The sequence below is a fragment of the Vibrio sabulosilitoris genome (assembly GCF_055391395.1).
In genome coordinates this window covers 3394173-3418677 of sequence record NZ_AP029599.1, presented here as the reverse complement: position 1 = coordinate 3418677, position 24505 = coordinate 3394173, and the positions used below count along the sequence as shown (strand labels likewise).

The following is a 24505-nucleotide window of genomic DNA, read 5'->3' as shown; positions in this document are numbered from 1 at the left end:
CAAGAACTTTGAATGTGTATTAAAGACTTTTAACAGCTTTCTAGATTTATTGTTTTCAGATTTTCAGAAAATCTGAAGGCAAAAACAAATTTGCTTGGCGACCATAGCGATTTGGACCCACCTGATTTCCATGCCGAACTCAGAAGTGAAACGAATTAGCGCCGATGGTAGTGTGGGGCTTCCCCATGTGAGAGTAGGACATCGCCAGGCTTCAAATTTAAAGATACGTTAGTAATAACGGGTCTTAGTCCAAGCGGACACCATGATGCTGATATAGCTCAGGTGGTAGAGCGCATCCTTGGTAAGGATGAGGTCGGCAGTTCGAGTCTGCCTATCAGCACCAGTTTCATGACAATTTAGCAGCCATCTCCACTTGAGGTGAGCAGCAACCCAATTTTCTTGGCGACCATAGCGATTTGGACCCACCTGATTTCCATGCCGAACTCAGAAGTGAAACGAATTAGCGCCGATGGTAGTGTGGGGCTTCCCCATGTGAGAGTAGGACATCGCCAGGTTATTTTTCAAAGCCCTGACTTTTTAGTCAGGGCTTTCTCGTTTGTATCTCCTTGAATTAGAAAGGTAGAGTGTGTCTTGCGGATCGCCGCACCGCCCCTATCTCGTTTCTAGGGAAACGAGATAGGGGCGGGGACGTTGCACTTCGAGTACGCTATCGCTTCGGGGTACGAGGAGTTCGTTGACGCTTTGAAGAACGTAATCATCTTGCAAAATTGTCGATACCGCCTTGGTATGGGCTTGGCTACTATATATCAGCTTCTCGAAACTGAAACTCCTCGCTCCTCGCAGTGAAACGTACCCGAACCCCGCCCCTTAGACGATTAGCGGTCATTCAATGCCCAATCATACTCATAACTGACCTTCCCACGATAACCTGCCAGCTCAGGTCGGTATTTGCCGAGATGTTGGAAAAGCTGTTGTTGGGTGCCAAAATCATCGCTGAACCAGTCGTAGATCTCCGATAAGGTGAGTTTGCCGTTGGTGAGTGATGCACCTTTTTCACTATTGATAAATTCTGTTGCTGCTGCATCGAGGAGTGCTGGGGTATTTTGTGCGGTGAAGGCCTGTGGCTGAAGGTTTGGACAGCCAAGGCTGGCGCAGTTGACGGCATAGTGGATGCGTGGGTCTTGCCAAATTGGGCGGAGAATTCGGTGCTCAATGTCATTGAGGGTCAGCGGCTTACCATTAATTGTAATGATCTCTTGTCCCCATGGTCCAAAGGTAAACAGTCCACCTAACTTAGTGATAGATTTGACCGGGTAGTTATCAATGATCAAATCAACCGTCAAAGCATTATACAAATTCACCCAGTACGCATATTGCTCAGCACGTGAGTAATCACGTGGGTCGAGCTGGCTGAGCTGATTCAGATAGTCTTTTAGCTGTTGGCGATCTTGCTGGGTAACCGCTCGATAATCAAATAGGCGGTGCTGACCTCGCTTAAGCAAATACTTATCAAGCGTGTTTTGCCAAGCTTGGTGAGAGATGATTTGGCTACTGGCTTCGTTTGAGGCTGACCAGTATGGCCACAGCTCTGATTTAGGTGCAGCAAAGCTGGCAAAGGAAATCGTGGTCAATAATAGGATGATAAAGCGCAACATAGGTAAGTCCGTGTCCGTGTTTGATACCTATATGACCCAGATAAATCTCAGGTTATTTCAAGCACAAACAAAAAAGGTTGGCCGAGCCAACCTTTTCTAATCTATCGCATTTGTTACTTAGCGCAAGAAGCTTGGGATTTTGTCCTCAAACTCGGCAATCTTACTCTCATGTTGCAGAGTCAAACCGATATTATCTAAGCCATTTAACAAGCAGTGACGACGAAACTCATCAATCTCAAATGCGTACTGTTTGCCGTTTGCGCGCACTAGGTTAGCCTCAAGGTCGACCTCAACCTCTGCGCCCTCGTTTGCCTCAACAAATTGGAAGATCTCATCGACTTCCTGTTCTGTCAGACGCACTGGCACCATTTGGTTGTTTATTGAGTTGCCGTAGAAGATATCAGCAAAGCTTGGCGCAATCATGGCTTTGATACCGTAATCGGCCAGTGCCCAAGGGGCGTGTTCGCGTGACGAGCCACATCCAAAGTTTTCTCGTGCAATTAAGATTGAGGCACCTTGGTAGCGCGGGGCATTCATGACAAACTCTGGGTTTGGCTGCTCACCCGCATCGTCAAGGAAGCGCCAGTCATGAAATAGGTGCTTACCAAAACCAAGGCGAGAGACTTTCTGCAAAAATTGCTTCGGGATGATGGCATCGGTATCGACGTTCGCAGCGTCTAGAGGAACCACCAAGCCTGTGTGTTGTTTAAAACCTGACATCTGTGCTCTCCTTAGTCCAATTCACGAATATCAACAAAATGACCGGCAATTGCCGCGGCGGCTGCCATGGCTGGGCTTACTAGGTGGGTACGACCATCACGACCTTGACGTCCCTCAAAGTTACGGTTTGAGGTCGAAGCACAACGCTCATGTGGCCCTAGGCGATCGTTGTTCATTGCTAGACACATAGAACAGCCTGGCAGGCGCCATTCGAAACCAGCCTGTATAAAGATCACGTCCAAGCCCTCGGCTTCTGCTTGGGCTTTAACTTGCTCAGAACCTGGAACAATCAAGGCTTGAACATTGTCTGCGACCTGGCGACCTTTCGCGACTTCGGCTGCGGCGCGCATGTCTTCAATTCGTGAGTTAGTACAAGAGCCAACAAACACCTTATCGAGCTTGTAGTCTGATAGGGCTTTACCTGCCTCAAGGCCCATATAAGCAAGGGCTTTTTCAGCCGACGCTTTTTCTACTGGGTCAGCAAAGCTCTCTGGGGCTGGGATAGGTTGATCAACGGCAATCACCTGACCTGGGTTAGTCCCCCAAGTGACCTGCGGTTTGATGTCAGCCGCATTTAGGGTTACCACGGCATCGAACTCGGCATCCTCGTCGGTTTTCAGTGATTTCCAGTACTCGATGGCTGCGTCAAGATCTTCGCCCTCTGGTGCGAACTTACGTCCTTTGATGTACTCGAAGGTGGTTTCATCAGGGGCAATAAGGCCTGCTTTAGCACCAAGCTCAATCGCCATGTTACACACGGTCATACGACCTTCCATGGTCAGATCAGTGATGGCTTCGCCACAGAACTCAACCACGTAGCCTGTACCACCGGCAGCCGTTGTTTTGCCAATAATCGCTAGAACAATATCTTTGGCTGTGATCCCTGGGGCAACCTTGCCCTTAACCTCAATCTTCATCGTTTTAGCGCGAGCTTGTTTCAGTGTTTGCGTCGCTAGAACGTGCTCAACTTCTGATGTACCGATACCGAATGCGAGTGAACCAAACGCGCCGTGAGTAGCGGTGTGAGAGTCACCACATACGATAGTCATGCCCGGCAGAGTAATGCCAAGCTCTGGCCCCATAACGTGGACGATACCTTGGTACTTGTGGTTTAGATCGTAAAGAGTGACCCCAAACTCTTCACAGTTTTTCGATAGCGTCTCCATCTGGATGCGCGCCATATCACCGGATGCGTTAATGTCTTTGGTGGTCGTGGATACGTTGTGATCCATAGTGGCGAACGTCTTACCTACTTGGCGAACGCTACGGCCTTTTTCGCGCAGACCATCAAATGCCTGTGGTGAGGTGACTTCGTGAACTAGGTGACGGTCGATGTACAAAATTGGGTTTTCGCCCTCTGCTGCCACGGCAACGTGAGCATCATAAACCTTTTCGTATAATGTTTTGCCCATTGTGATTTCCTTGGGATAAATCCATTGTTTACTCAGGCGTGAAGTGGGTGGTCACTCACGCCTCCAGTGTTTATTACTTATGAGTTTAAGATGTAGCTTGCGATTTTATCGCCCATCTCTGAGGTTGATAGCGCTGGGTTATCGCCTGCCAAGTCACCAGTCAGTTCGCCGGCGGCCAGTGCTTTAGAAACTGCGGTTTCAATATCTTGCGCGGCGCTCTCTTCGCCAAGGCTGTAGCGCAGCATCAGTGCTGCTGACAGGATTTGAGCAACTGGGTTAGCGATGTTTTTGCCTGCAATATCCGGTGCACTGCCGCCTGCTGGCTCATACAGGCCAAACTTGCTCTCGTTAAGCGATGCTGATGGCAGCATACCCATTGAGCCGGTGATCATCGCGCACTCATCTGAGATGATGTCACCGAAGATGTTTGAGCAAAGCATGACATCGAACTGCGCTGGATCTTTAATTAGCTGCATGGTTGCGTTGTCGATGTACATGTGTGATAGCTCAACGTCTGGGTAGTCTTTGGCAATCTCTTCAACCACTTCGCGCCACAAAATCGAGCTTTGTAGAACATTGGCCTTATCGATTGAGCACACTTTCTTGCGGCGCAGGCGAGCAGACTCAAAAGCAATCTTAGCGATACGCTCAATCTCATAGCGATGATAAACCTCGGTATCAAAGGCCTTCTCATTCGCACCTTCGCCCTCACGGCCTTTAGGCTGACCGAAGTAGATACCGCCGGTCAGCTCACGCACTACAACAATGTCAAAGCCACGGCCAGAGATGTCAGCGCGTAGAGGAGAGAATGCCTCGAGACCGGCATGGATTTGCGCCGGACGCAGGTTACAAAATAGCTGGAAGTGCTTACGTAGCGGCAGTAGTGCACCACGCTCAGGCTGATCATTCGGTGGCAAGTGCTCCCACTTCGGGCCGCCCACCGAGCCAAATAACACCGCGTCTGATTGCTCACAAGCGGTTACCGTTGAAGCAGGGAGCGGACAGCCGTGGTTATCGATCGCGATCCCACCCACATCATGCTGCTCACGTTCAAAGGTGATACCGTGTTTGGTTTCAATTGCATCCAATACCTTGTTTGCTTGCGCCATCACCTCTGGGCCAATGCCATCTCCTGGTAGTACGGCAATCTTGTATGCTTTATCAGTCATGTTAATCCTTTAAATCTATTGTATTTGGTGAGATGAGCTGCCAACGGTGCAGCTCATCAGAACTCGGTTAAACAGTGGCAACTTTCTTCTGCTTTATGGCTTCGACCTTATCAGCGCGATGAATGCTGTTGATCACGTGCAGTAGTGCTTGACCTGATGCCTCAACAATATCGGTTGAGACGCCCGTGCCGTGGTACTTGCGACCTTTGTAGTTGGCGATAATATCGGCCTGACCTAGGCCATCTTCGCCTTCGCCCTTGGCGGTTAAGTCAAACTTATCCAGAACAATATCGTAACCGGTCACGCGGTAAATACACTGATACAATGCATCAACCGGGCCATTACCCACGGCTGCTTCGGCTTTTTCTTCATCGCCACACTGCAGTTTGACGCTAGTAGTCGCCATCACACTGCCAGACTGCACGCTTAGGTAGTTAAGCTTAAAGAAGTCATCCTCTTCGCGCAGATTGGAGAAGTGCATCAAGGCTTCAAGGTCATAGTCAAACACCTGACCCTTGCGATCAGCAAGCTTCAAGAAGGCATCGTACAGCGCATCCAAGTTGTACTCTTCCTCTTTATAGCCCATCGAGTCCATATGGCTTTTCACTGCGGCGCGACCCGAGCGGCTGGTAAGATTCAGCGCTTGGTTCTTAAGACCAATCGACTCTGGAGTCATGATCTCGTAGGTGTTCTTGTTCTTAAGCATCCCATCTTGGTGAATGCCTGAGGAGTGGCTAAAGGCATTGGCCCCGACGATCGCCTTGTTGTCTTGGATTGGCATATTGCATAGCTGGCTAACCAGCTTACTGGTGCGGTGGATCTCGTCGTGCTTAAGGCCAGTGTGTACACCGAGTAGCTCTTGGCGGGTCTTAATGATCATCGCGATCTCTTCCAACGAGCAGTTACCTGCGCGCTCACCGATACCATTGATTGTGCCTTCTATTTGACGCGCGCCTGCTTGTACTGCGGCGATGGAGTTCGCCACCGACATGCCTAGGTCGTCATGGCAGTGAACCGAAATCACCGCTTTATCGATATTCGGCACTCGGTTAAATAGGGTTTGAATGATGCCACCAAACTCATTCGGTACGGTATAGCCGACGGTGTCGGGGATGTTGATGGTATTGGCACCAGCATTGATCGCTGCTTCGACCATGCGGCAAAGATTATCGATTGGGGTGCGGCCGGCATCCTCACATGAGAACTCGACATCGTCGGTGTATTGACGCGCGTGCTTGACGGCATTCACACCCATCTCAATCACATCGTCATAACTACGGCGCAGTTTGTCTTGCACATGGATGGTTGAGGTTGAGATAAAGGTGTGAATACGAAAGGCTTCCGCGACCTTGAGGGATTCTGCTGCCACATCGATATCTTTAGCCACGGCGCGCGATAGGGCACACACACGGCTGTTCTTAATGTGCTTGGCAATGGTTTGGACCGACTCAAAGTCGCCTGGTGATGAGACAGGGAAGCCCGCCTCAATAACATCGACACCAAGACGCTCAAGTGCGAAGGCGATCTGCAGTTTTTCTTTTACGGTCAAACTTGCTGATAACGCTTGCTCGCCATCACGCAAGGTGGTGTCGAAGATGATCACTTGATCGTTCATGTGTGCTTCCTTTTCATGTGCTGCCGTTAAGGCTCGAGTAAATCGTTTTGTCCGGTCGATAACTACAAAAAAGCCCGCATCTTAGTGCGGGCTTGAGACAATTCTTGTGTGGTTGTCTTTCTTACACTGCTTACCCGCGCGAACTGGTCACGATAAGGAGGAGTTTGAGCAGGAGAGAAAAGCGCATAGCCATTGTTAATTGGATCCTACAGGCGTTAGTTAAACCACAAAATTTAGTTAATAGATTAGTACCGCACTCCAGCGAGCACGTCAACCCTAAAGCGTGATTTTTATGCATATCGGATCTGTTCAATAGGTGATGTTGCTAACGTAAAAATGAGTAAAAAGGTTACCTTCTATAAATATCAGTTAGTTATAATTCATCAAATGTTGGATAAATGATGAATATATTCACTAGGCGTAGATGGCTTGACTAACATAAAATTCAACGGTTGATGAATTTTGGGTAGAACTATGACAGAGATTCGAAAAGTTGGTCGTCCCTCAAGAAGCACTGATGTGCGTGGACAGTTAATCCATCAAGCGACAAAGCTGTTTGGCGCGATGCCGTATGACAAGGTCTCTATTCGCTTGGTAGCACAAAAAGCACAAGTGGATAGTGCGATGGTGCGTTACTACTTCGGTAATAAGGAAGGCTTGTTTGAGGAAATGATGCGTGAAATGGCGCGGCCGATGCTCGATAGGATGAGTTTGGTTATGGCTAATGCTGATGATAAAAGCTTAGAGGAGATCATGCGCAGTCATTATGACAGTATGCTCAAAATGCCGCGCTTTACTCGATTGCTCAGTCAGGCGATGTTGATGCCAGCCGATGATAAGTCGCGTCAATTAGTCGAGCGGGTGGTCAAACAGGTGATCAAGCCAAGTGGTGACCTTATGTTTGCTCGTTTAGTCGAACAAGGCATCATTCGCTCAGACTTAGATCCCAATTTGTGTCGTTTAACATTTAAAAGCATATTGCTGTTTCCTTTTATTGCACCACCAGCCTTAATGGCAGTGCTTGGCTATGAGCTCAACGAAGAATTTATCGAATCGCTGATTGAGCACAATATCCAGTTGCTCAAAGGTGGCATGCTAATGAGCGTTGCAAATCTTGACGAGAAATAGGACTTTATTAGATGAATATGAACCGCAAATTACTGTTTTTCCCTGCACTCGCGGTTGGAATTTTAGTCTTGGTGGTGGCGATTAAGATGCGCCCCGATCTGCCTTCGCGACCGGCAGGAGAGCGGGCTAAATTAGTCGATACCACTCCGCTGTATCTTAAAGCTATCGCGCCTGAGGTGATTGGCTTTGGTCATGTGCGACCAAAAACTGAGTGGAAGGCCATTGCAGAAGTATCAGGTAAAGTCGTCTTTCGTCATCCGGATTTGGAAAAAGGGCAGGTTCTCCCTGCAGGTACTGAGGTGTTGCGTATCGATCCGCTGGACTATGAGTTAAAGCTGGCGCAAGCACAAGCTGACCTCGCCTCCAGTCAAACCTCGTTAGAAAAGCTCAATCAACAGCAGCGTAATCTCGAGCAGTCGCAGGCGATTGAGAAAAATCGTCTAGAGATCACCCGTCTTGAGTTAGAGCGAAAGCGTAACCTCAAGCAACGTGGTTTGACCTCTGAGTCCGATGTGGATCAGCAACAACAAAATGTGCTCTCACAGCAAAAGCTGCTGCAGGATATTGAAAACCAAATCGCCCTACTGCCTGATGAGCGACGCGTGGCGCAAGCGGTGGTGAAAGTCAGCCAGTCAAAGCTTGAAGAGGCCCAGCGTGCCCTCTCTCGCACTAAGATCATTTTGCCGCAAGACTTGCGTATTGCTGAGGTCGAGATCGAGCAAGATCAGGTCGTGAATCTGCAACAGACGATGTTTGTGGCGCATGGCACCGATGTAATGGAGGTTGAGGCGCAGCTCTCTATCCATGATGTGCAAGTGGTGATCAGCAGCCTAGGCCAATTTGAGCGCAGCGGCATGGGGATCCCACAAAGCGACGGCAGCGACGTTAGAGCCCATATCGCCTTAAATAGCGGCTCTCTGTCTGCACAATGGCCCGCGACGGTCGCACGCCTTTCTGAATCGGTTGACTCATCTCAAGCAACCGTTGGCGTGATCCTAGAGGTTGAGCAAGATCTCTCGAGCTTGACACCAGACTCTGTACCAGCACTAGCGAACGGCATGTTTGTCCGCGCAACCATCGAAGGGCAAGAGAACCCGAGTTGGGTGATCCCAGAGCGGGCACTGCATGGTGATAGGATTTACATTATGAATGATGAGGATCGCTTGGATATCCGCCCTGCTAAGGTGCTTTATCGACGTAATAACCAGGTTGTTATCGAGGCGGAGCTGACTCAGGGCGAGAAGTTGATCCTCAACGATTTGCTCCCCGCGATCGATGGCATGTTGGTGCGCGAGGAGATCGATGCGGAGGCTGAGCGATGATCCGCTTTTTTGCTAGACACCCCACGGCTGCCAACTTGGTCATGTTAATGCTATTGGTACTCGGGATCTCCTCATTGGGTAGTATCAAGCGCGAAACCTTTCCTGAGTTTAGCCCCCCGTATATTTTAGCCGCGGTTGTCTATCCAGGCGCATCACCGCAAGAGGTGGAAGAGAGCATCTGTGTCCGGCTTGAGGATGCGGTGGATGGCCTTGCCAATATCCGTGAAACGCGCTGTGAGGCGATAGAGGGCTCGGCGCGCCTGACCCTGAAGCTGACTGACCAAGCGGATATTGGTCGCATGCTGGTGGATGTGCAAACCCAGATTAATGCGATCAATGATTTTCCCACTGAAATTGAGTCACCAATTGTTCAAGAGTTGGACTGGAACGAGCCTGTGGTCGATGTTGCTATCACGGCGGACACGACATGGCCACAGCTCAAAGCCTATGCTGAGCAACTCAAGCGCACGCTGAAACTGGATTATGGTGTGTCTCTGGTTGAGGTCGGTGGCTTTTCTGATCATCAGTATCGCATCGAGCTCAATAGCGATGCGATCCGTCAGCTTGGGGTGAGTGTTAACGAGATCGCCAATCAGATTGGTAAGCAGAATATTAAGCTGCCCAGTGGTAATGTTGAGACGCCAGACAAGAACTTTTTGATCCGCTTTGACGAGCGTCGAGTGACGCCGCAAGAGCTAGAGTCCTTGGTGATTGCTTCAGGAGAGAATGGATCGCTGATTCGTCTGCGTGACGTGGCTACCATTACCGATCGTTTTGAGCTCGATGAGCAGAAGATCATCTTTGATGGCAAGCCGTCAGCGGTACTAAAAATCAGTAAGAATAAAGAAGATGATGCGCTGCGGATCAAAGAGCAAGTCACCCGCTTTGTTGATGAACAACGCCTTATCGCACCTGACGGTGTGACGCTTGAGATGACCAATGATCTCTCCTCGGTACTGTGGGATCGCTTGACCATGATGGTGCGTAATGGTTGGCAAGGGATCGTACTGGTGTTTGCCACCATGTGGTTGTTTTTCACTTTTCGCTATTCGTTTTGGGTGGCTGCGGGCTTGCCGGTGGCTTTTCTTGGCGGCCTGTTCTTGATGGCCAACCTTGGCCTGTCGATCAATATTATGTCGCTAGTCGGGCTGTTGATGGCGATTGGTATCATGATGGATGATGCGATTGTGATCGCCGAGTCTATCGCGGCGCACCTTGATCGGGGACAGAAGATCGAGGACGCGGTGATCAATGGGGTGAAGAAGGTCTTGCCCGGGGTGGTTTCTTCGTTTCTTACCACCGTGTGTATCTTTGGCAGCTTGCTATTTCTCAAAGGGGAGATGGGGGCGGTGCTGCGGGCTGTACCCCAAGTGCTGATCTTGGTGCTGAGCTTAAGTCTCGTCGAAGCCTTCTTGATCTTGCCTAACCACCTCTCGCATTCGCTGCACAAGGAGCGAAAAGATGGCCAGCCGCTTAAGTTTAAGCGGGTGTTACTCGACAAGTTTGAGCAGTTTCGCAACACCACTCTGGTGACTGCCGTCGATAGGGTTGTGCGTTATCGTTATGCGTTTATTGGTGGCGTTCTATCACTGCTGTTTATCTCGATAGCGATGATTGCGGGAGGCGCAGTCAAATTTATCCCTTTCCCTGAGCTCGATGGGGACATCGCTGAGGCGCGGGTTATTCTGCCACCTGGCGCGTCACTCTCGCAGACTGAGCGGGTAGTAGCCGAGATTGAGTCTGCAGCACATCGTCTCGACAAGCGCTGGAGTGAAGAAGTTGAGGGAGGACGGAGCCTCATTTTGCATACTACCAGCCAATACAACGTTAACCGCGATGCAAATGAGTCAGGACCGCATATTGCGACGGTGCGGCTTGATTTGCTGGGAGCTGAGCAGCGTAATACGGTGATCGATGAGTTTGTTAGTGCCTGGCGTGAAGAGGTTGGAGAACTTGCTGACCCAATCTCTCTGGTCTTTAAGCAACCGACAATGGGTCCAGGTGGACGCGCGATAGAGATCCGTGCCAAGCATGATGATTTGGATGAGCTGAAGTCCGCTTCCTTAGATATCCAGAACTACCTCAATCAGTTTGATGGGGTGCATGGTGTGCTTGATGATATGCGCAAGGGTAAGGAAGAGGTGCTAGTAAGACTGCGCCCAGGCGCTGAGAGCTTCGGGGTTGATGGACAGACGATAGCGAGTCAGCTGCGCGCCGCTTTTTTTGGTCAGACGGCAGATGAAATCCAGCTTGGGGTGGAAAATATTAAGATTGAGGTTCGACTCGATAAGCTTGAGGCGGGCGACCTACATCAACTTGCCAACTTCCCTGTGATCTTACCCAATGGCAGTCAGATCCCACTTGCGAGTGTGGCAACGCTCGACTTTCAACGCAATTATGTGCGTATACAAAGGGTGAATGGTTTGCGCACTGTGAGTGTGTTCGGCGACATTGATAACACCAAGGCCAGCTCGTCCGAGATCATTGCCCAGTTCCGTCGTGATGAAGCGTCCAACCTGATGGCCAAATATCCTGGGCTGAGGTTTGATTTTGAGGGGGAGGCCAAAGATACCGCCGAGACTGGGGCATCGATGGGCAAGGGGTTCTTGCTCGGCCTGTTCGGTGTGTTTGCCATTCTTAGCTTTCAGTTTCGCAGCTATATTGAGCCGTTTGTGGTTATGCTCGCGATTCCCCTGGCCTTTATTGGCGTGGTGTTTGGCCACCTAGTGCTGGGGCACTCATTGAGTATGCCAAGCCTGATGGGCTTTGTTTCTCTTGCCGGTATTGTGGTTAATGATTCTATTTTGTTGGTGCAGTACATTCGCCACCATGTCGATGAGGGGGACTCGATTCATGACTCAGTGGTTAAGGCCAGTCGCGAGCGCTTTAGGGCGGTATTTATCACCTCGATGACGACCGCAGCAGGCTTGCTTCCTTTGTTGACTGAAACCAGTTTACAAGCACAGGTGATCCAGCCGTTGGTGATCTCGATAGTGTTTGGTATTTTCGCCTCTACGTTGTTGGTGTTGTTTATGATCCCAGCCGCGTACTCGATCTTGGCTGACTTTAACTTGGTCAGAAAGCACCAACCTGTAGCTTAAATCCCCATCGATAAGCTTTTTTCCTGCTTGCCTCATGATGAGCACCACAGAGATTGTTGTCATGAGCGCAGGCTAGGAAAACTTCATTTGTTAGAAAACAAACCTTAACCGCTTCGTCATCTTGAGTGATTAACTTTAAACCTAGTGGACCTCGGTCTAACAAGGAGTAAGTTATGCGAGTCATGAATCCCATTGCTAAGTTCGACTTGGCCTTTTCTCTATTTTGTTTACAGCATAAGTTTAACAATGAGGTTGCGCGCCTTAGCCGAGCTATCTCTCACACCGGTGATGGCCATCTATATGTCGTTATTGCACTGATTGCGTACCTAGGTGATGAAACCCTAGGTAAAATCTTTGTCGGTTGTGGCCTGCTTGCCTTCTTAATTGAGCTGCCAATTTATTGGGCGTTAAAAAACAGTTTCAAACGCCGCCGACCACCTGAGTTTAGCGATCAACTGATCTCATTTATTACGCCTTCTGATCGCTACAGCTTACCCTCAGGCCATACTGCAGCAGCGTTTCTGATGGCGAGCTTGATCAGCCAGTTTTATCCATCGCTTGCGCCGTTAGCCTTGATTTGGGCCGCCCTGATCGGCCTGTCGCGCATTCTGCTTGGGGTGCACTTTATTACCGATGTGCTGATCGGGATTGTATTAGGTGTTGGATGCGCCGAAATAGCTATGCAGTGGATTGGAGTCTAGACGATGAAAATTCTCTATGGTGTGCAAGGAACGGGAAACGGCCATATCGCTCGCGCCAGAGCAATGGCTAGGGCATTTGCTAATCAGCCAATAGAAGTCGACTTTCTCTTCTCAGGGCGCGAGTCGGATAAGTATTTCTCTATGAGCGATTTTGGTGACTTTCAAACTCGCCGCGGGGTGAGCTTTGTGTGCAAAAATGGCGCGGTTGATCACGTGGAGACGGTGCGCAAGAACGACCTCAAGCAGCTGTTTAAGGATATTCAGCAGCTCGATGTGTCGCAATACGATTTGGTATTAAATGACTTTGAGCCGATCACTGCGTGGGCCGCGAAGCGTCAGTCACTACCGTGTATCAGTATCAGCCATCAAAATGCCTTTCGCTATTCCGTGCCGATGCGCGGCGCTAGTTGGTTAGACAAAAGGCTAATCCACCATTTCGCACCGGCGAATCACAATCTTGCCTTGCACTGGTATCACTTTGATCAACCGATCTTGCCACCGATCATTCAAGCCGAGCATGGCAAGGTGGAAACCGCGGGTTACGTCTTAGTGTATCTGCCCTTTGAGGGGTTCGATGAGATCATCGATTTGCTGATCCGGTTCAATAAGCACCAGTTTATTTGCTTCCATCCTGAGGTAAAACAAGATATGGATATCGAGAATATTTGTTGCCGTCCGCTTAACTATGATCGTTTTCAAGACGCATTGCATAGCTGTGATGGTGTGATTGCCAATGGCGGCTTTGAGTTACCATCCGAGGCGTTATCGCTGGGTAAAAAGTTGTTACTCAAGCCACTTAATGGTCAGTTTGAGCAGATGAGTAATGTGGCGACGCTAGAAATGCTTGGCTTAGCCTCAAGCATGGACCGGCTCGATTCGCTACAGGTGGGGCAGTGGCTTGAGGATCATGATGCCGAGAAAGTGCATTATCCAGATGTGGCCGGTGCGATTGCCAAATGGATCATCGCTGGAAAATTGGATGACTACGCTAGCCTGCACGATGATCTTTGGTCTCAGGTAGACTTTCCCGACTACGCAACATTCTAGTTAGTCATAACTTTATCTAACGATCTATGGCGATAGCCATAGGTCGTTATGCTTGCCGACGATTGAAATAAATAGTTACACACGCTTTATAAGTGCATTCATTCGAACTTCATGCTTGTTTTTTATACAGTTAGCTTATAAAAGCCTGTAAAGATCTGGTCTAACCTCACAGAATATTACAAATAACCACCGACTCATTGTTGAGTTTTTACTAAGTGAATGTACACTTGTGCGCTGAAATTATAGCTTACATGTGTAAGCCAAAGGTGGACTCATGGCCAATATTGATTTTCATATCGTTAAATGTATTCGTGACCGTATTGCACAAGGTGGTAATAAAGCTGCGCTGAAACACAAAGTAGGCTCAGCTTGGGAAAATATCTCTTGGCAGCAGTTTGGCGAGCAACTTGATGCTGTATCCCTTGCTCTGTTGGCTCAAGGACTAAAAGTCCAAGAAAAGATCGGTATCTTCTCAAACAATATGCCAGAGTGGACTTTGGCAGACATCGCAGCGCTGCAAGTGCGTGCGGTGACCGTACCTATCTACCCGACCAATACCGCAGCACAGGCCGCGTACATCCTACAAAATGCCGATGTGCGCGTGCTGTTTGTCGGTGAGCAAGATCAATACGATGCAGCTATCAGCATCTTCGACGAGTGTGAACAGTTAGAGCTGGTTGTTGCGATGTCAGAGGATATTGAGCTTGGTGAGTTCGCCCATGCAACGGACTGGAAAACGTTTGTCGCTGGCGCTCATGATGAGCAACGTGCCGAGCTAGACACGCGAGTAGCACAGGCGAATCTTGATGATCTGCTTACGCTTATTTACACCTCCGGCACCACAGGTCAGCCGAAAGGCGTGATGTTGGACTACGCCAACATTGCTGCACAGCTGATGGATCACGATGCACGTTTGAGCTTGAGCAGCGATGATGTTTCGATGTCATTCCTGCCTCTGTCGCACGTGTTTGAGCGCGCATGGACTTTCTATGTGCTTTATAAGGGCGCGACCAACTGTTACCTAAAAGACACGATGCAGGTGCGTGATGCACTGAGTGATGTGCGCCCGACGGTCATGTGTGCTGTGCCGCGCTTCTACGAGAAAATCTTTTCTGCAATCCATGAAAAAGTCTCTAAGGCACCGTTTATTCGTAAAGTGCTGTTTACTTGGGCGGTTAACATGGGCGCGAAAATGGCGGCGTGTCATCAAGAGGGCCGTAAGCCTTCAGTGATGCTTAAACGCTCTCACACGCTTGCCGATAAGTTGGTACTGAGTAAGTTGCGTCAGCTATTGGGCGGTCGTATTAATTTTATGCCATGTGGTGGCGCGAAACTGGACGAGACGATTGGTCGCTTCTTCCACGCACTGGGCATCAACGTCAAGCTTGGTTATGGTATGACCGAGACAACAGCAACGGTTTCTTGCTGGGATGATCGCGCGTTTAACCCAGACTCAATTGGCATGTCGATGCCAAGTGCTCAGGTTAAGATCGGCGAGAATAACGAGATCTTGGTTCGCGGCCCGATGGTGATGCGTGGCTACTACAAGATGCCTGAAGAGACAGCAAAGACCTTCGATGAGCACGGCTTTCTGAAAACGGGCGATGCCGGTCATATTGATGATAACGGTAACCTGTTTATCACCGACCGCATCAAAGAGCTGATGAAGACCTCAAACGGTAAGTATATCGCACCTCAGGTTGTTGAGGGCGCAATTGGTAAGGACCACTTCATTGAGCAAATCGCGGTTATTGCTGACACGCGTAAGTTCGTTTCTGCGCTGATTGTTCCATGTTTTGACAGCCTGGAAGAGTACGCGAAAGAGTTGAATATCAAGTATAAAGACCGTGTTGAGCTGATTAAACACCACCAAGTGGTAGAAATGATCGAAAAACGCGTCGAAGAGCTGCAAAAAGAGCTGGCTAAGTTTGAGCAAGTGAAAAAGTTCAAGCTATTGCCAAAGGCCTTTTCAATGGAACAGGGCGAGCTAACCCCAACGCAAAAACTGCGTCGTAAGGTAATTAGCGATAAATACCAAGACGAAATCGAAGAAATGTACATGGATAAACAGAAATAAACGCTGTTTTTTCTGAGAAAACTTTCAATGTGAACAAATAAAACGCAGGGTGCGAGGAGTACAGTGCGCGAATTGGACTTCTTGAACTTTTAACCTCTGTTTCTAAAAAGTTTTCAATATGAACAAAAAAATCCCCACTAGCGGTTTGCTCGTGGGGATTTTTTTGTTCACTAGAAACACTGGTTAAACGTAAAGACAGGGGCGGGGAGCGGATTTCACTTTGTTGCGAGAGGCGAGGATTTCACCACGCGCGGTATTACCCTCGTTACTCGTAGGTCAACGCCCGTCCCCGCACCTCGAACCTGCCTTTTAGAGGTAAGTTTCGTCTTTAGAAGGATTTTAGTGTTACTCGCTGAATATGTTCAATTGTTCATAACCTATCTCTAAGTCTGTTCTCTATTGCCAGATTATCCGCTGTCTGTGAGCTGGGTTGGGCTCGCAACCTTGCAAGGAAACAGTTACATTTGTTAGGTAACTTGACTGCTTGTTATGACAGGCTCAAGGCATAGCCAAACTGATGTTTTTAATAATTAGGCTACAAATAAGACCTAGACTATGTGAAACCAGTCCAAATCTGCTGCGTACAAGTGTAATTTGGGGAGCTGGTTAAGGAGAACAATATGACCGACATATCTCGCGATGATGGCCACGGGACACAGGCGCTTGCTCAATTATCAGGTGCTGAAATGGTGGTGCAATCACTGATCGAAGAGGGCGTAGAGCAAATATTTGGATACCCAGGTGGGTCCGTTTTGGATATCTACGATGCCCTGCACGTCAAAACCGACTACATCAAACACGTTCTAGTGCGCCATGAGCAAGCCGCAACGCACATGGCCGATGGCTACGCACGTGCGACCGGTAAAACAGGTGTGGTGCTTGTATGCTCGGGGCCTGGGGCGACCAACACCATTACCGGAATTGCGACCGCCTACATGGACTCGAGCCCGATGATCGTGATTTCAGGTAACGTGCCGAATAACCTAATTGGTAACGATGCCTTTCAAGAGTGCGACATCGTGGGGGTTTCCCGTCCGGTGGTCAAACACAGCTTTTTGGTAAAAAAAGCCGAGGATATTCCAGAAACGATCAAAAAAGCCTTTTACATTGCCAACACTGGACGCCCTGGTCCGGTGGTGATCGATCTGCCCAAGGATGTGATGAATCCGCAGATCAAATTCCCGTATCAATACCCTGAAACCATCAACCTGCGCTCTTACAACCCCACAACTGCGGGTCACAAGGGACAGATCAAAAAAGCACTCAAGGCATTGGTTGAGGCGAAAAAGCCGGTGTTGTATGTCGGTGGTGGCGCCATCATCTCTGAGGCGCATGAGTACATTCGTGAGCTATCAGACCAGCTTAACCTGCCAGTAGTCAGCACCTTAATGGGGCTCGGCGCCTTTCCGGGTACTCACAAGAATTCACTGGGCATGCTTGGCATGCATGGTACCTACGAAGCCAATATGGCCATGCACGAGGCAGACCTGATCTTTGGTATCGGGGTGCGATTTGATGATCGTACGACCAATAATCTCGAAAAATACTGCCCAAATGCCAAGATCATGCATATTGATATCGATCCTTCGTCGATCTCTAAGAATGTGAAAGTGGACCTGCCGATTGTTGGCTCTGCGGAGAAGGTGTTAGCCACTATGGTGGGGCTGCTGCATGACAAACCACAAACTAATGATCAACAAGCGATTGAGCTTTGGTGGCAGGACATCGAGCAGTGGCGCGCACGCCAATGCTTGGCCTATGACACGACTTCCGAGCGAATCAAGCCACAGCAGGTGATTGAGACGCTGCATAAACTGACTAATGGCGATGCCTATGTTGCCTCTGATGTTGGACAGCACCAGATGTTTGCTGCGCTGTATTATCCGTTTAATAAACCACGTCGCTGGATCAACTCTGGTGGCCTCGGCACCATGGGCTTTGGTTTGCCGGCAGGTATGGGGGTCAAGTTTGCCAAGCCTGAAGAGGAGGTGGTTGTGGTCACGGGCGATGGCAGTATTCAGATGAATATTCAAGAGCTGTCGACGGCGATGCAGTATGATATTCCGGTTAAGATCATCAACCTTAACAACCGCTTTTTAGGTATGGTTAAGCAGTGGCAAGATATTATCTATCAAGGGCGTCACTCCAACTCCTACATGAGTTCTGTTCCTGATTTTGCTGCTATTGCTGAGGCTTACGGGCATGTGGGTATTCGAGTTGAAACCCCAGATCAGCTTGAGGCTGGCTTGCAGCGCGCATTGGACATGAAAGATCGCCTAGTGTTTGTCGATATCAACGTTGATGAGACAGAGCATGTCTACCCAATGCAGATCAAAGGGGAAGGGATGAACAACATGTGGCTGAGTAAGACGGAGAGAACCTAATATGAGACATATCATTTCATTACTATTAGAAAACCAGCCGGGTGCTTTGTCTCGCGTTGTGGGTCTGTTCTCTCAGCGCGGCTACAACATCGAGTCATTGACGGTCTCCCCCACTGATGATGAGACACTGTCGCGTCTGAACATCACCACGTTGTCGGATGAGATGCAGCTAGAGCAGATCCAAAAGCAACTGCATAAACTGATTGATGTGCTCAAGGTACAAGAGGTGTCAGAGCTTGAGCATATTGAGCGTGAGCTGATGATGGTCAAGGTTAAGGCTTCTGGGTTCGCTCGCGCTGAGGTAAAGCGTACAACTGATATCTTCCGCGGCCAGATTGTGGATATCACTAACTCGCAGTACACGGTTCAATTGACCGGTGCGAGTGAGAAACTGGATGCTTTTATTGAGGCGATCTCTGAGGTGACGGATGTGATTGAAGTTGCGCGCAGTGGGGTGGTTGGTATCGCCCGCGGTGAACGGGCTCTCAAAGCCTAATAGCTAGGCCTAATGATAAAAACAGTAAGGCCACCGCAAGGTGGCCTTTGTTATGCTCAGCAATAATTTAGCTCAGTAATCTATGAACTTAGTCATTTATGAGTGTAGAACACGAGCACGAATGGTGCCCTCGATGCCCTTGAGTTTGCCTAGCGCTTCAACCGCACGGCTGGTTTCGACATCAATTACTACATAGCCAATCTCGGCAGAGGTTTGTAGATACTGCGCGGCGATGTTTATCCCTTCCTCGGCAAAAATGGTGTTGATTTGCGTCAGGATACCTGGACGGTTTTTGTGGATGTGCAATATGCGTGAACACTCGCGATGCTCCGGCAGTGAAACCTCTGGGAAGTTAACGCTCGAAAGGGTTGAGCCATTGTCAGAGTATTTCGCCAGTTTTCCCGCGACCTCAACACCAATGTTTTCCTGCGCTTCTTGGGTTGAACCGCCAACGTGCGGGGTAAGGATCACATTGTCAAACGGCTGCAGTGGCGACTCAAAGGTATCGGCGTTGGTTTTTGGCTCGGTAGGGAATACGTCCACTGCTGCTCCTGCTAAGTGACCCGATTCAATCGCTGCAGCCAAGTCAGGAATATCCACCACAGTGCCACGTGCGGCGTTGATAAAGATAGAGCCCGGCTTCATTAGCTCAAACTGCTCAGCGGCCATCATGTTTTTGGTTCCGGCGGTCTCTGGTACATGCAGCGAGATCACATCACACTTGTTAAGCAGCTCAGTCATGGTATGGACTTGAGTGGCATTACCGAGCGAGAGCTTGTTCTCGATATCGTAGTAGTAGACGCGCATCCCGAGGTTTTCCGCGATGATACCTAGCTGGGTACCAATGTGACCGTAGCCGATAATACCTAGGCGTTTACCACGTGCCTCATAAGAGCTATCGGCACTTTTTTTCCACACACCACGGTGAGCAAGGGCATTCTTTTCTGGAATACCACGGAGGAGCAGTAGTATCTGCCCGAGTACTAACTCGGCAACACTACGAGTGTTAGAGAACGGTGCGTTGAACACAGGGATACCGCGCTTGGCTGCGGCGTTTAAATCAACCTGGTTGGTACCGATACAGAAACAACCGATCGCCACGAGTTTTTCTGCGGCGTTAATCACTTGCTCACTTAGATTGGTTCGCGAGCGGATGCCGATAAAGTGGGCGTCTTTGACCTTCTCTAGCAGCTCATCCTCTGCTAGCGAGCCCTTGTGATAGTCGATATTGGTGTAGCCGGCACCTTGCAAAACCTCTACTGAAGAAGGGTGGAGACCCTCAAGTAGCAGTATCTTGATCTTCTCTTTTTCCAGTGAAACTTTGGCCATTGATTTCGTCCTTAAAATGCTAAAGGTGGGGCGCACTTGGAACAAACGGTTCCAACCTTGAGAAACGTGCCTTTTCGATCAGTTTCTGTTCATCCTTGTGCGTTATCTGGCTATTAAACTATCAGAATTTATTTGCCATGGGTAAGAAAATTACGGAATAAGAACTAACTTTTCGCCTGAAAACGACAAAAAACGGCGCCTTAGGGCGCCGTTTGGTCATCAAATCGTAAAAATCTGTAATTTATCCAGAATTACCGAGATTAGTCCTCGATTTTTGCACCCTCGGGTGTACCTGTGATCACGACGTCAGCACCGCGATCAGCGAACAGGCCTACAGTGACCACGCCCACAATGGCATTGATGGTGACCTCAAGTGCTTTAGGGTCAGTGATGGCGAGGCCGTGAACATCAAGAATGTCACAGCCGTTATCTGTTACAACACCTTCGCGATACACGGGCTGACCGCCAAGTTTGGTTAGCTCGCGCGCCACATACTCACGAGCCATTGGGATAACTTCAACCGGAAGTGGGAACTTACCCAATACGTCAACGGCTTTGGTGCCATCAACGATGCAGACAAACTTATCTGAGATTGCTGCGACGATCTTCTCACGTGTTAGTGCGGCACCACCGCCCTTGATCATGTCGCGAGTTGGGTTAATCTCATCAGCGCCATCGACATAAACGTTCAGCTTCTCAACGTCATTACAGTCAAATACTGGAATACCTAGTGCTTGCAGTTTCTCCGTTGAGGCAACCGAGCTTGAAACGGCACCTTTGATCTCATCTTTGATAGTGCCAAGAGCATCGATGAAGTGGTTGACCGTAGAGCCGGTGCCTACACCAACAATTCCACCTTTCTCTACATAGTCCAGCGCAGCCCAGCCCGCCGCTTTTTTCATTTCATCTTGAGTCATGCTCATCTCCAGGGTTTGAGTAAATAATCGCCTACGCAATCGTTTGGGTGGGATTATATACCCAAGTAAACCCAATATACAGGCACATTTCCGCGTCAGGTGAGTTTAAAAAGGAGATACCATTTCTGCCGCTATTTATCCCTTGTATGAGCCTGTATATTGACTCGGAAGTCTGTATCTTGAGAGCACTGGGCACAGCGACATAAATCTAGGATTTCCATGTCCAAATCTGGGTTGGAGTGATAATTTTTTCTAGCGGCACATCCCAGCTTTCAACAGGCAACTGCTCGACGCGCTGACAGTCATGTGCAAGGCCTATAGCTTTAGGACCATCTGCGGTATTTTCCCACTGGGCAAGGGTGCGGTCATAATAGCCGCCACCCATACCCAGGCGTTGGCCCTGTGCATCGAAAGCGACCAAAGGCGTCAAGATTAGATCGAGATCCGCCACTGGGATGATCGCGTTAAGCGTCAGCCTTGGCTCGATGATGCCATAGCGGTTGAAGCACAGCTTGGAGTCGGGTGTGTAGGCGAGAAACAGTAAATGACCCTTGGCAAAGGGATGAATGACAGGGACATAAACCGACTTGCCGGTGTGCCATAGTGCTTCAATCAAGGGCTGGGTATCTAGCTCACCATCGGTGGCGATATACAGTGCGATATGCTGTGCTTGCGCAGCTTCTGGCGTGGCCATGACCTGGGCGATCAAGTCCATGCTGGCTTGATATTGCTCATCACTGGCAAGTTGATTGCGCCTCGCGCGAATGTGCTTACGCAGTTGATTGCGCGTATCGGTTTGCGGCGTGGATGGATTGGCTGAATGACTTGAGGTCATAGATTACCCTTGCTGATTAAGAGCGGGTATCGAGAGGATACCCCAGAGTGCCGTTGGGGAAGATGGCCCTTGAACCAGCTGGTTCAAGGCGGATCAGCAATGTTAACCGTAGGCTTCTCGGTACGAGCCGAGCTTGCTCAATAGCTATCAAGTACTAACCCTTTAGTATTGCTTATCGGCTCAGGGACTTACATCCCGCTGACGCACACTCCAGGGTAAATTGTCGCTGATAGGCAGACCCTATCAGTCTTATTCGCTGTGCTGCGTTCCTTGCTTCACGTTGGTAAGCGCATTGTCGATGGAAAGCGTGAGCTGTTCAAGCTTTTTCGTTATCGACGCCAAATTTTGCTCAGCCTCACCACCTTTGTTATGCAGTTCATAGCAGATGTTCAATGCTGTAAACGTCAGCAATTGCACTTCATTGGTGATTTTGGTCTTTGAGCTCATCTCTTTGAGACGACTGTCCAAGTCACGTGCGGCCTGGGCGAGAGACTCTTCTTGTCCAGCTGGGCAATTGACTCGGGTTAGCTTACCTAAAATCTCTACTTCTACCGCTTGGCTACTCATGATGACTTAACTCGTTTCGCGCTGTTTGGTCGCCCAACCTTGGGTGACCGAGGAGAAAACTATAGAAAAACCCCCATTAAGATTCAAGCTTTTCCTCTGCTTGGGTGGTGAAAGCGTAAGCGAACAAACACTTCTGGGTTAGTTCGTGTTCGCTTCGATTAAGCACTAATCAATTCTTAGCGCGAGAGTTTCTGCTCTGAGGTGAAAATGGTAGAATCTCTGCTTAACAAAATAACACCGGGGTTGACCATGACAACGAACTCACTTCCTTCATACTTCGATGCTGCGCAAACCTTGCAGCAGTCTTCTGTGGCAATTTCTCCGGCGGAGATGCACGGTTTGCTGGTGGGGATGATAAGTGGCGGAATCAATGTGAATGACCAGAGTTGGCACGGGGCGCTATTCGACTACACCAATCAAGGGATGGGCTGGCCTCAAACAGCCCTGTCTATTGCTCAAGCAAGTTTTGATCTGAGTAAGACCGAACTGATGGGCAGCGGTATGGAGATCACCTTGTTGTTGCCTGAAGACGAAGAGGCCACATTAATGGAGGTGGCAGATTCCGTGGCGGAGTGGGTCAACCATTTTATTTCAGGGTTGGGTCTAGCCAGCAACAGTTTGTCAAAACTGAGCAGCGATGCCAAAGAGGCGCTGAGCGATCTCGAGGAGATTGCTAAACTTGGTATTGATGAAGATGATGATATGGAAGAGCAGGCGCTCCTGCTCGAGCAGGTGATTGAGCACGTCAAAGCGTGTGTGTTGACGGTTCATGCTGAACTTGGGCAAAAGCCGAGTCAGGACGCAGAAAAGCCAACTATTCACTAATCACTTTCCTCAGCAAAAGAGCAGCAAAAGGATAGGCAGTATGGTCAAACAGTTCGATATCGTGATCTCGGGTGGTGCCATGGCGGGAGCAACCCTGGCCCTGGCACTTAATCATGCTCTGGCAGGGCAAGTCTCAATCGCTATTGTTGAGTCTTACCAGGTTGACCATACCCAGCACCCGGGCTTTGATGCGAGGGCGATTGCACTGGCTCATGGCACGGTGGAGATCTTGCGTAGCTACCAGTTGTGGCACAGTATCCAAGACAAGGCCACTGCTATTAAGTACATCCATGTTTCGGATCGCGCCCACCCTGGCATGACAGAGATTGCGAGTGACGATATTCCTGCCCCTGCATTGGGCTATGTGGTCGAGTTGGCGGATGTCGGACATGCCTTCCATCAATTGATAGCTCAGGCCCCCCAAATTGAGCTGTTGTGTCCTGACACCATTAACCAAATTACTCGTTATTCAGATCATGTCGTCCTCGACTTAGACTCTGGAGAATCACTTGAGACTAAGCTGCTGGTTTCTGCAGATGGTGCAGACTCAGACTGCTGCGCCATGCTTAATCTTACTCAACAGTGTGTCGATTTTAATCAATCCGCCATTATCGCCAATATCGTTTGTCAGCAGCCGCATCAAAACCGCGCGTTTGAGCGTTTCACTGAGCATGGACCGGTGGCCTTGCTGCCGATGACAGACAACCGGATGTCTTTGGTCTGGTGCTTGCCTCCAGAGCAAGTAAGCGGTTTGATTGAGCTTAGTGATGAGGTATTTTTACACCAACTACAGCAGGCCTTTGGCTGGCGTCTTGGGGCATTGACCGCGACGGGGCAGCGCAGTGCCTACCCCTTGATGCTGCGCTACCGAGAGCAGATTGTTTCTCATCGCTTTGCTGTGGTGGGGAACGCGGCCCAAGCGCTGCACCCAATCGCGGGGCAGGGGTTCAACCTTGGTATTCGTGACGTGGCGAGCTTGGTCGACGAAATCGCAGCGGCGTATCATTCGGGGTTGGATGATCTCGGTGACTACTCAATACTGTCTGCGTATCAAACTCGGCGTGCCCGCGATCGCAAAGCCACTATGGCTCTCACCTCTGGGCTGGTTAGACTTTTTTCCAATGACTGGTGGTCAACCCGGGTGGGGCGTAACCTGGGCTTACTGGCGGCCGATAATTTGTCCCCGCTCAAACAGCCGTTATTGCAGCGCACGTTGGGCTTAGTCGCGCGCTAATTTAAGGAAG

General features: G+C 49.5%; 19 protein-coding genes, 1 tRNA gene, 2 rRNA genes and 1 other RNA gene. 13 read left to right on the top strand and 10 right to left on the bottom strand.

Annotation, left to right across the window (positions count from 1 at the left end; translation table 11 throughout):
- The first annotated feature begins 93 nt into the window (after window positions 1-93).
- The 3 genes from rrf (ACZ5R2_RS15975) (at window position 94) to rrf (ACZ5R2_RS15965) (ending at window position 515) form a co-directional block, all read left to right on the top strand.
- Window positions 94-210 (top strand): 5S ribosomal RNA (rrf, locus tag ACZ5R2_RS15975).
- A gap of 57 nt (window positions 211-267) precedes the next feature.
- A tRNA-Thr gene (locus ACZ5R2_RS15970) sits at window positions 268-343 on the top strand.
- 55 nt (window positions 344-398) lie between these two features.
- Window positions 399-515, top strand: a 5S ribosomal RNA gene (gene rrf / locus ACZ5R2_RS15965).
- 321 nt (window positions 516-836) lie between these two features.
- Here rrf (ACZ5R2_RS15965) and ACZ5R2_RS15960 read toward each other — a convergent pair.
- The 5 genes from ACZ5R2_RS15960 to leuA form a co-directional block, all read right to left on the bottom strand.
- Window positions 837-1616, bottom strand: a complete 780-nt coding sequence (locus ACZ5R2_RS15960; RefSeq protein ID WP_464900280.1) for a DUF547 domain-containing protein — start codon at window positions 1614-1616, stop codon at window positions 837-839.
- A 117-nt stretch (window positions 1617-1733) separates the two neighbouring features.
- A complete protein-coding gene (gene leuD / locus ACZ5R2_RS15955) occupies window positions 1734-2336 on the bottom strand; it encodes a 3-isopropylmalate dehydratase small subunit (RefSeq protein ID WP_464900279.1) in 603 nt (200 codons plus the stop codon).
- Window positions 2337-2347: 11 nt separating this feature from the next.
- The gene (gene leuC, locus ACZ5R2_RS15950) at window positions 2348-3748 is read right to left on the bottom strand and encodes a 3-isopropylmalate dehydratase large subunit (RefSeq protein WP_464900278.1); all 1401 of its coding nucleotides are present in this window, start codon (window positions 3746-3748) and stop codon (window positions 2348-2350) included.
- A 77-nt stretch (window positions 3749-3825) separates the two neighbouring features.
- The gene (gene leuB / locus ACZ5R2_RS15945; protein WP_438461331.1) at window positions 3826-4917 is read right to left on the bottom strand and encodes a 3-isopropylmalate dehydrogenase; all 1092 of its coding nucleotides are present in this window, start codon (window positions 4915-4917) and stop codon (window positions 3826-3828) included.
- Between the two features lie 67 nt (window positions 4918-4984).
- Window positions 4985-6532: a 2-isopropylmalate synthase gene (leuA, locus tag ACZ5R2_RS15940; RefSeq protein WP_464900277.1), complete on the bottom strand. Its 1548-nt coding sequence runs from the start codon at window positions 6530-6532 to the stop codon at window positions 4985-4987.
- Between the two features lie 474 nt (window positions 6533-7006).
- On the opposite strand from leuA, the gene ACZ5R2_RS15935 reads away from it, so the two are divergent.
- From ACZ5R2_RS15935 to ilvN, 8 genes are all read left to right on the top strand, one after another.
- On the top strand, window positions 7007-7660 hold the full coding sequence (locus ACZ5R2_RS15935) for a TetR/AcrR family transcriptional regulator (protein WP_464900276.1): 654 nt from the start codon (window positions 7007-7009) through the stop codon (window positions 7658-7660).
- 11 nt (window positions 7661-7671) lie between these two features.
- Window positions 7672-8982: an efflux RND transporter periplasmic adaptor subunit gene (locus tag ACZ5R2_RS15930; protein WP_464900275.1), complete on the top strand. Its 1311-nt coding sequence runs from the start codon at window positions 7672-7674 to the stop codon at window positions 8980-8982.
- A complete protein-coding gene (locus ACZ5R2_RS15925; protein ID WP_464900274.1) occupies window positions 8979-12083 on the top strand; it encodes an efflux RND transporter permease subunit in 3105 nt (1034 codons plus the stop codon). Before ACZ5R2_RS15930 ends, ACZ5R2_RS15925 begins: the two co-directional genes overlap by 4 nt.
- Window positions 12084-12256: 173 nt before the next feature.
- Entirely contained in the window at window positions 12257-12784 is a 528-nt protein-coding gene (locus ACZ5R2_RS15920) for a phosphatase PAP2 family protein (protein WP_464900273.1), read from the top strand.
- Window positions 12785-12787: 3 nt separating this feature from the next.
- The gene (locus ACZ5R2_RS15915) at window positions 12788-13831 is read left to right on the top strand and encodes an MJ1255/VC2487 family glycosyltransferase (RefSeq protein WP_464900272.1); all 1044 of its coding nucleotides are present in this window, start codon (window positions 12788-12790) and stop codon (window positions 13829-13831) included.
- Window positions 13832-14105: 274 nt separating this feature from the next.
- Window positions 14106-15908, top strand: a complete 1803-nt coding sequence (locus ACZ5R2_RS15910) for an AMP-dependent synthetase/ligase (RefSeq protein ID WP_464900271.1) — start codon at window positions 14106-14108, stop codon at window positions 15906-15908.
- A 620-nt stretch (window positions 15909-16528) separates the two neighbouring features.
- The gene (locus ACZ5R2_RS15905; protein ID WP_464900270.1) at window positions 16529-18292 is read left to right on the top strand and encodes an acetolactate synthase 3 large subunit; all 1764 of its coding nucleotides are present in this window, start codon (window positions 16529-16531) and stop codon (window positions 18290-18292) included.
- Between the two features lies 1 nt (window position 18293).
- On the top strand, window positions 18294-18788 hold the full coding sequence (ilvN, locus tag ACZ5R2_RS15900) for an acetolactate synthase small subunit (protein WP_438461322.1): 495 nt from the start codon (window positions 18294-18296) through the stop codon (window positions 18786-18788).
- Window positions 18789-18884: 96 nt separating this feature from the next.
- Here the strand turns inward: ilvN and serA are convergent, their stop codons facing one another.
- The 5 genes from serA to ACZ5R2_RS15875 form a co-directional block, all read right to left on the bottom strand.
- On the bottom strand, window positions 18885-20117 hold the full coding sequence (gene serA, locus ACZ5R2_RS15895; protein WP_464900269.1) for a phosphoglycerate dehydrogenase: 1233 nt from the start codon (window positions 20115-20117) through the stop codon (window positions 18885-18887).
- A gap of 260 nt (window positions 20118-20377) precedes the next feature.
- Complete coding sequence (gene rpiA / locus ACZ5R2_RS15890; RefSeq protein WP_464900268.1) at window positions 20378-21034, bottom strand: ribose-5-phosphate isomerase RpiA; 657 nt, start codon at window positions 21032-21034, stop codon at window positions 20378-20380.
- A gap of 208 nt (window positions 21035-21242) precedes the next feature.
- A complete protein-coding gene (locus ACZ5R2_RS15885; RefSeq protein ID WP_464900267.1) occupies window positions 21243-21869 on the bottom strand; it encodes a 5-formyltetrahydrofolate cyclo-ligase in 627 nt (208 codons plus the stop codon).
- 35 nt (window positions 21870-21904) lie between these two features.
- Window positions 21905-22089: non-coding RNA, 6S RNA (ssrS, locus tag ACZ5R2_RS15880), on the bottom strand.
- A 29-nt stretch (window positions 22090-22118) separates the two neighbouring features.
- Window positions 22119-22436 carry a cell division protein ZapA gene (locus ACZ5R2_RS15875; protein WP_464900266.1) on the bottom strand — a complete coding sequence of 106 codons (318 nt, stop codon included), beginning with the start codon at window positions 22434-22436 and terminating at the stop codon, window positions 22119-22121.
- Between the two features lie 249 nt (window positions 22437-22685).
- On the opposite strand from ACZ5R2_RS15875, the gene ACZ5R2_RS15870 reads away from it, so the two are divergent.
- Both ACZ5R2_RS15870 and ubiH read left to right on the top strand, forming a co-directional pair.
- Window positions 22686-23261 (top strand): YecA/YgfB family protein, encoded by a 576-nt coding sequence (locus tag ACZ5R2_RS15870; RefSeq protein WP_464900265.1) that lies wholly within the window; start codon window positions 22686-22688, stop codon window positions 23259-23261.
- A gap of 40 nt (window positions 23262-23301) precedes the next feature.
- Window positions 23302-24495 (top strand): 2-octaprenyl-6-methoxyphenyl hydroxylase, encoded by a 1194-nt coding sequence (gene ubiH, locus ACZ5R2_RS15865; RefSeq protein ID WP_464900264.1) that lies wholly within the window; start codon window positions 23302-23304, stop codon window positions 24493-24495.
- The last annotated feature ends 10 nt before the right edge of the window (window positions 24496-24505 follow it).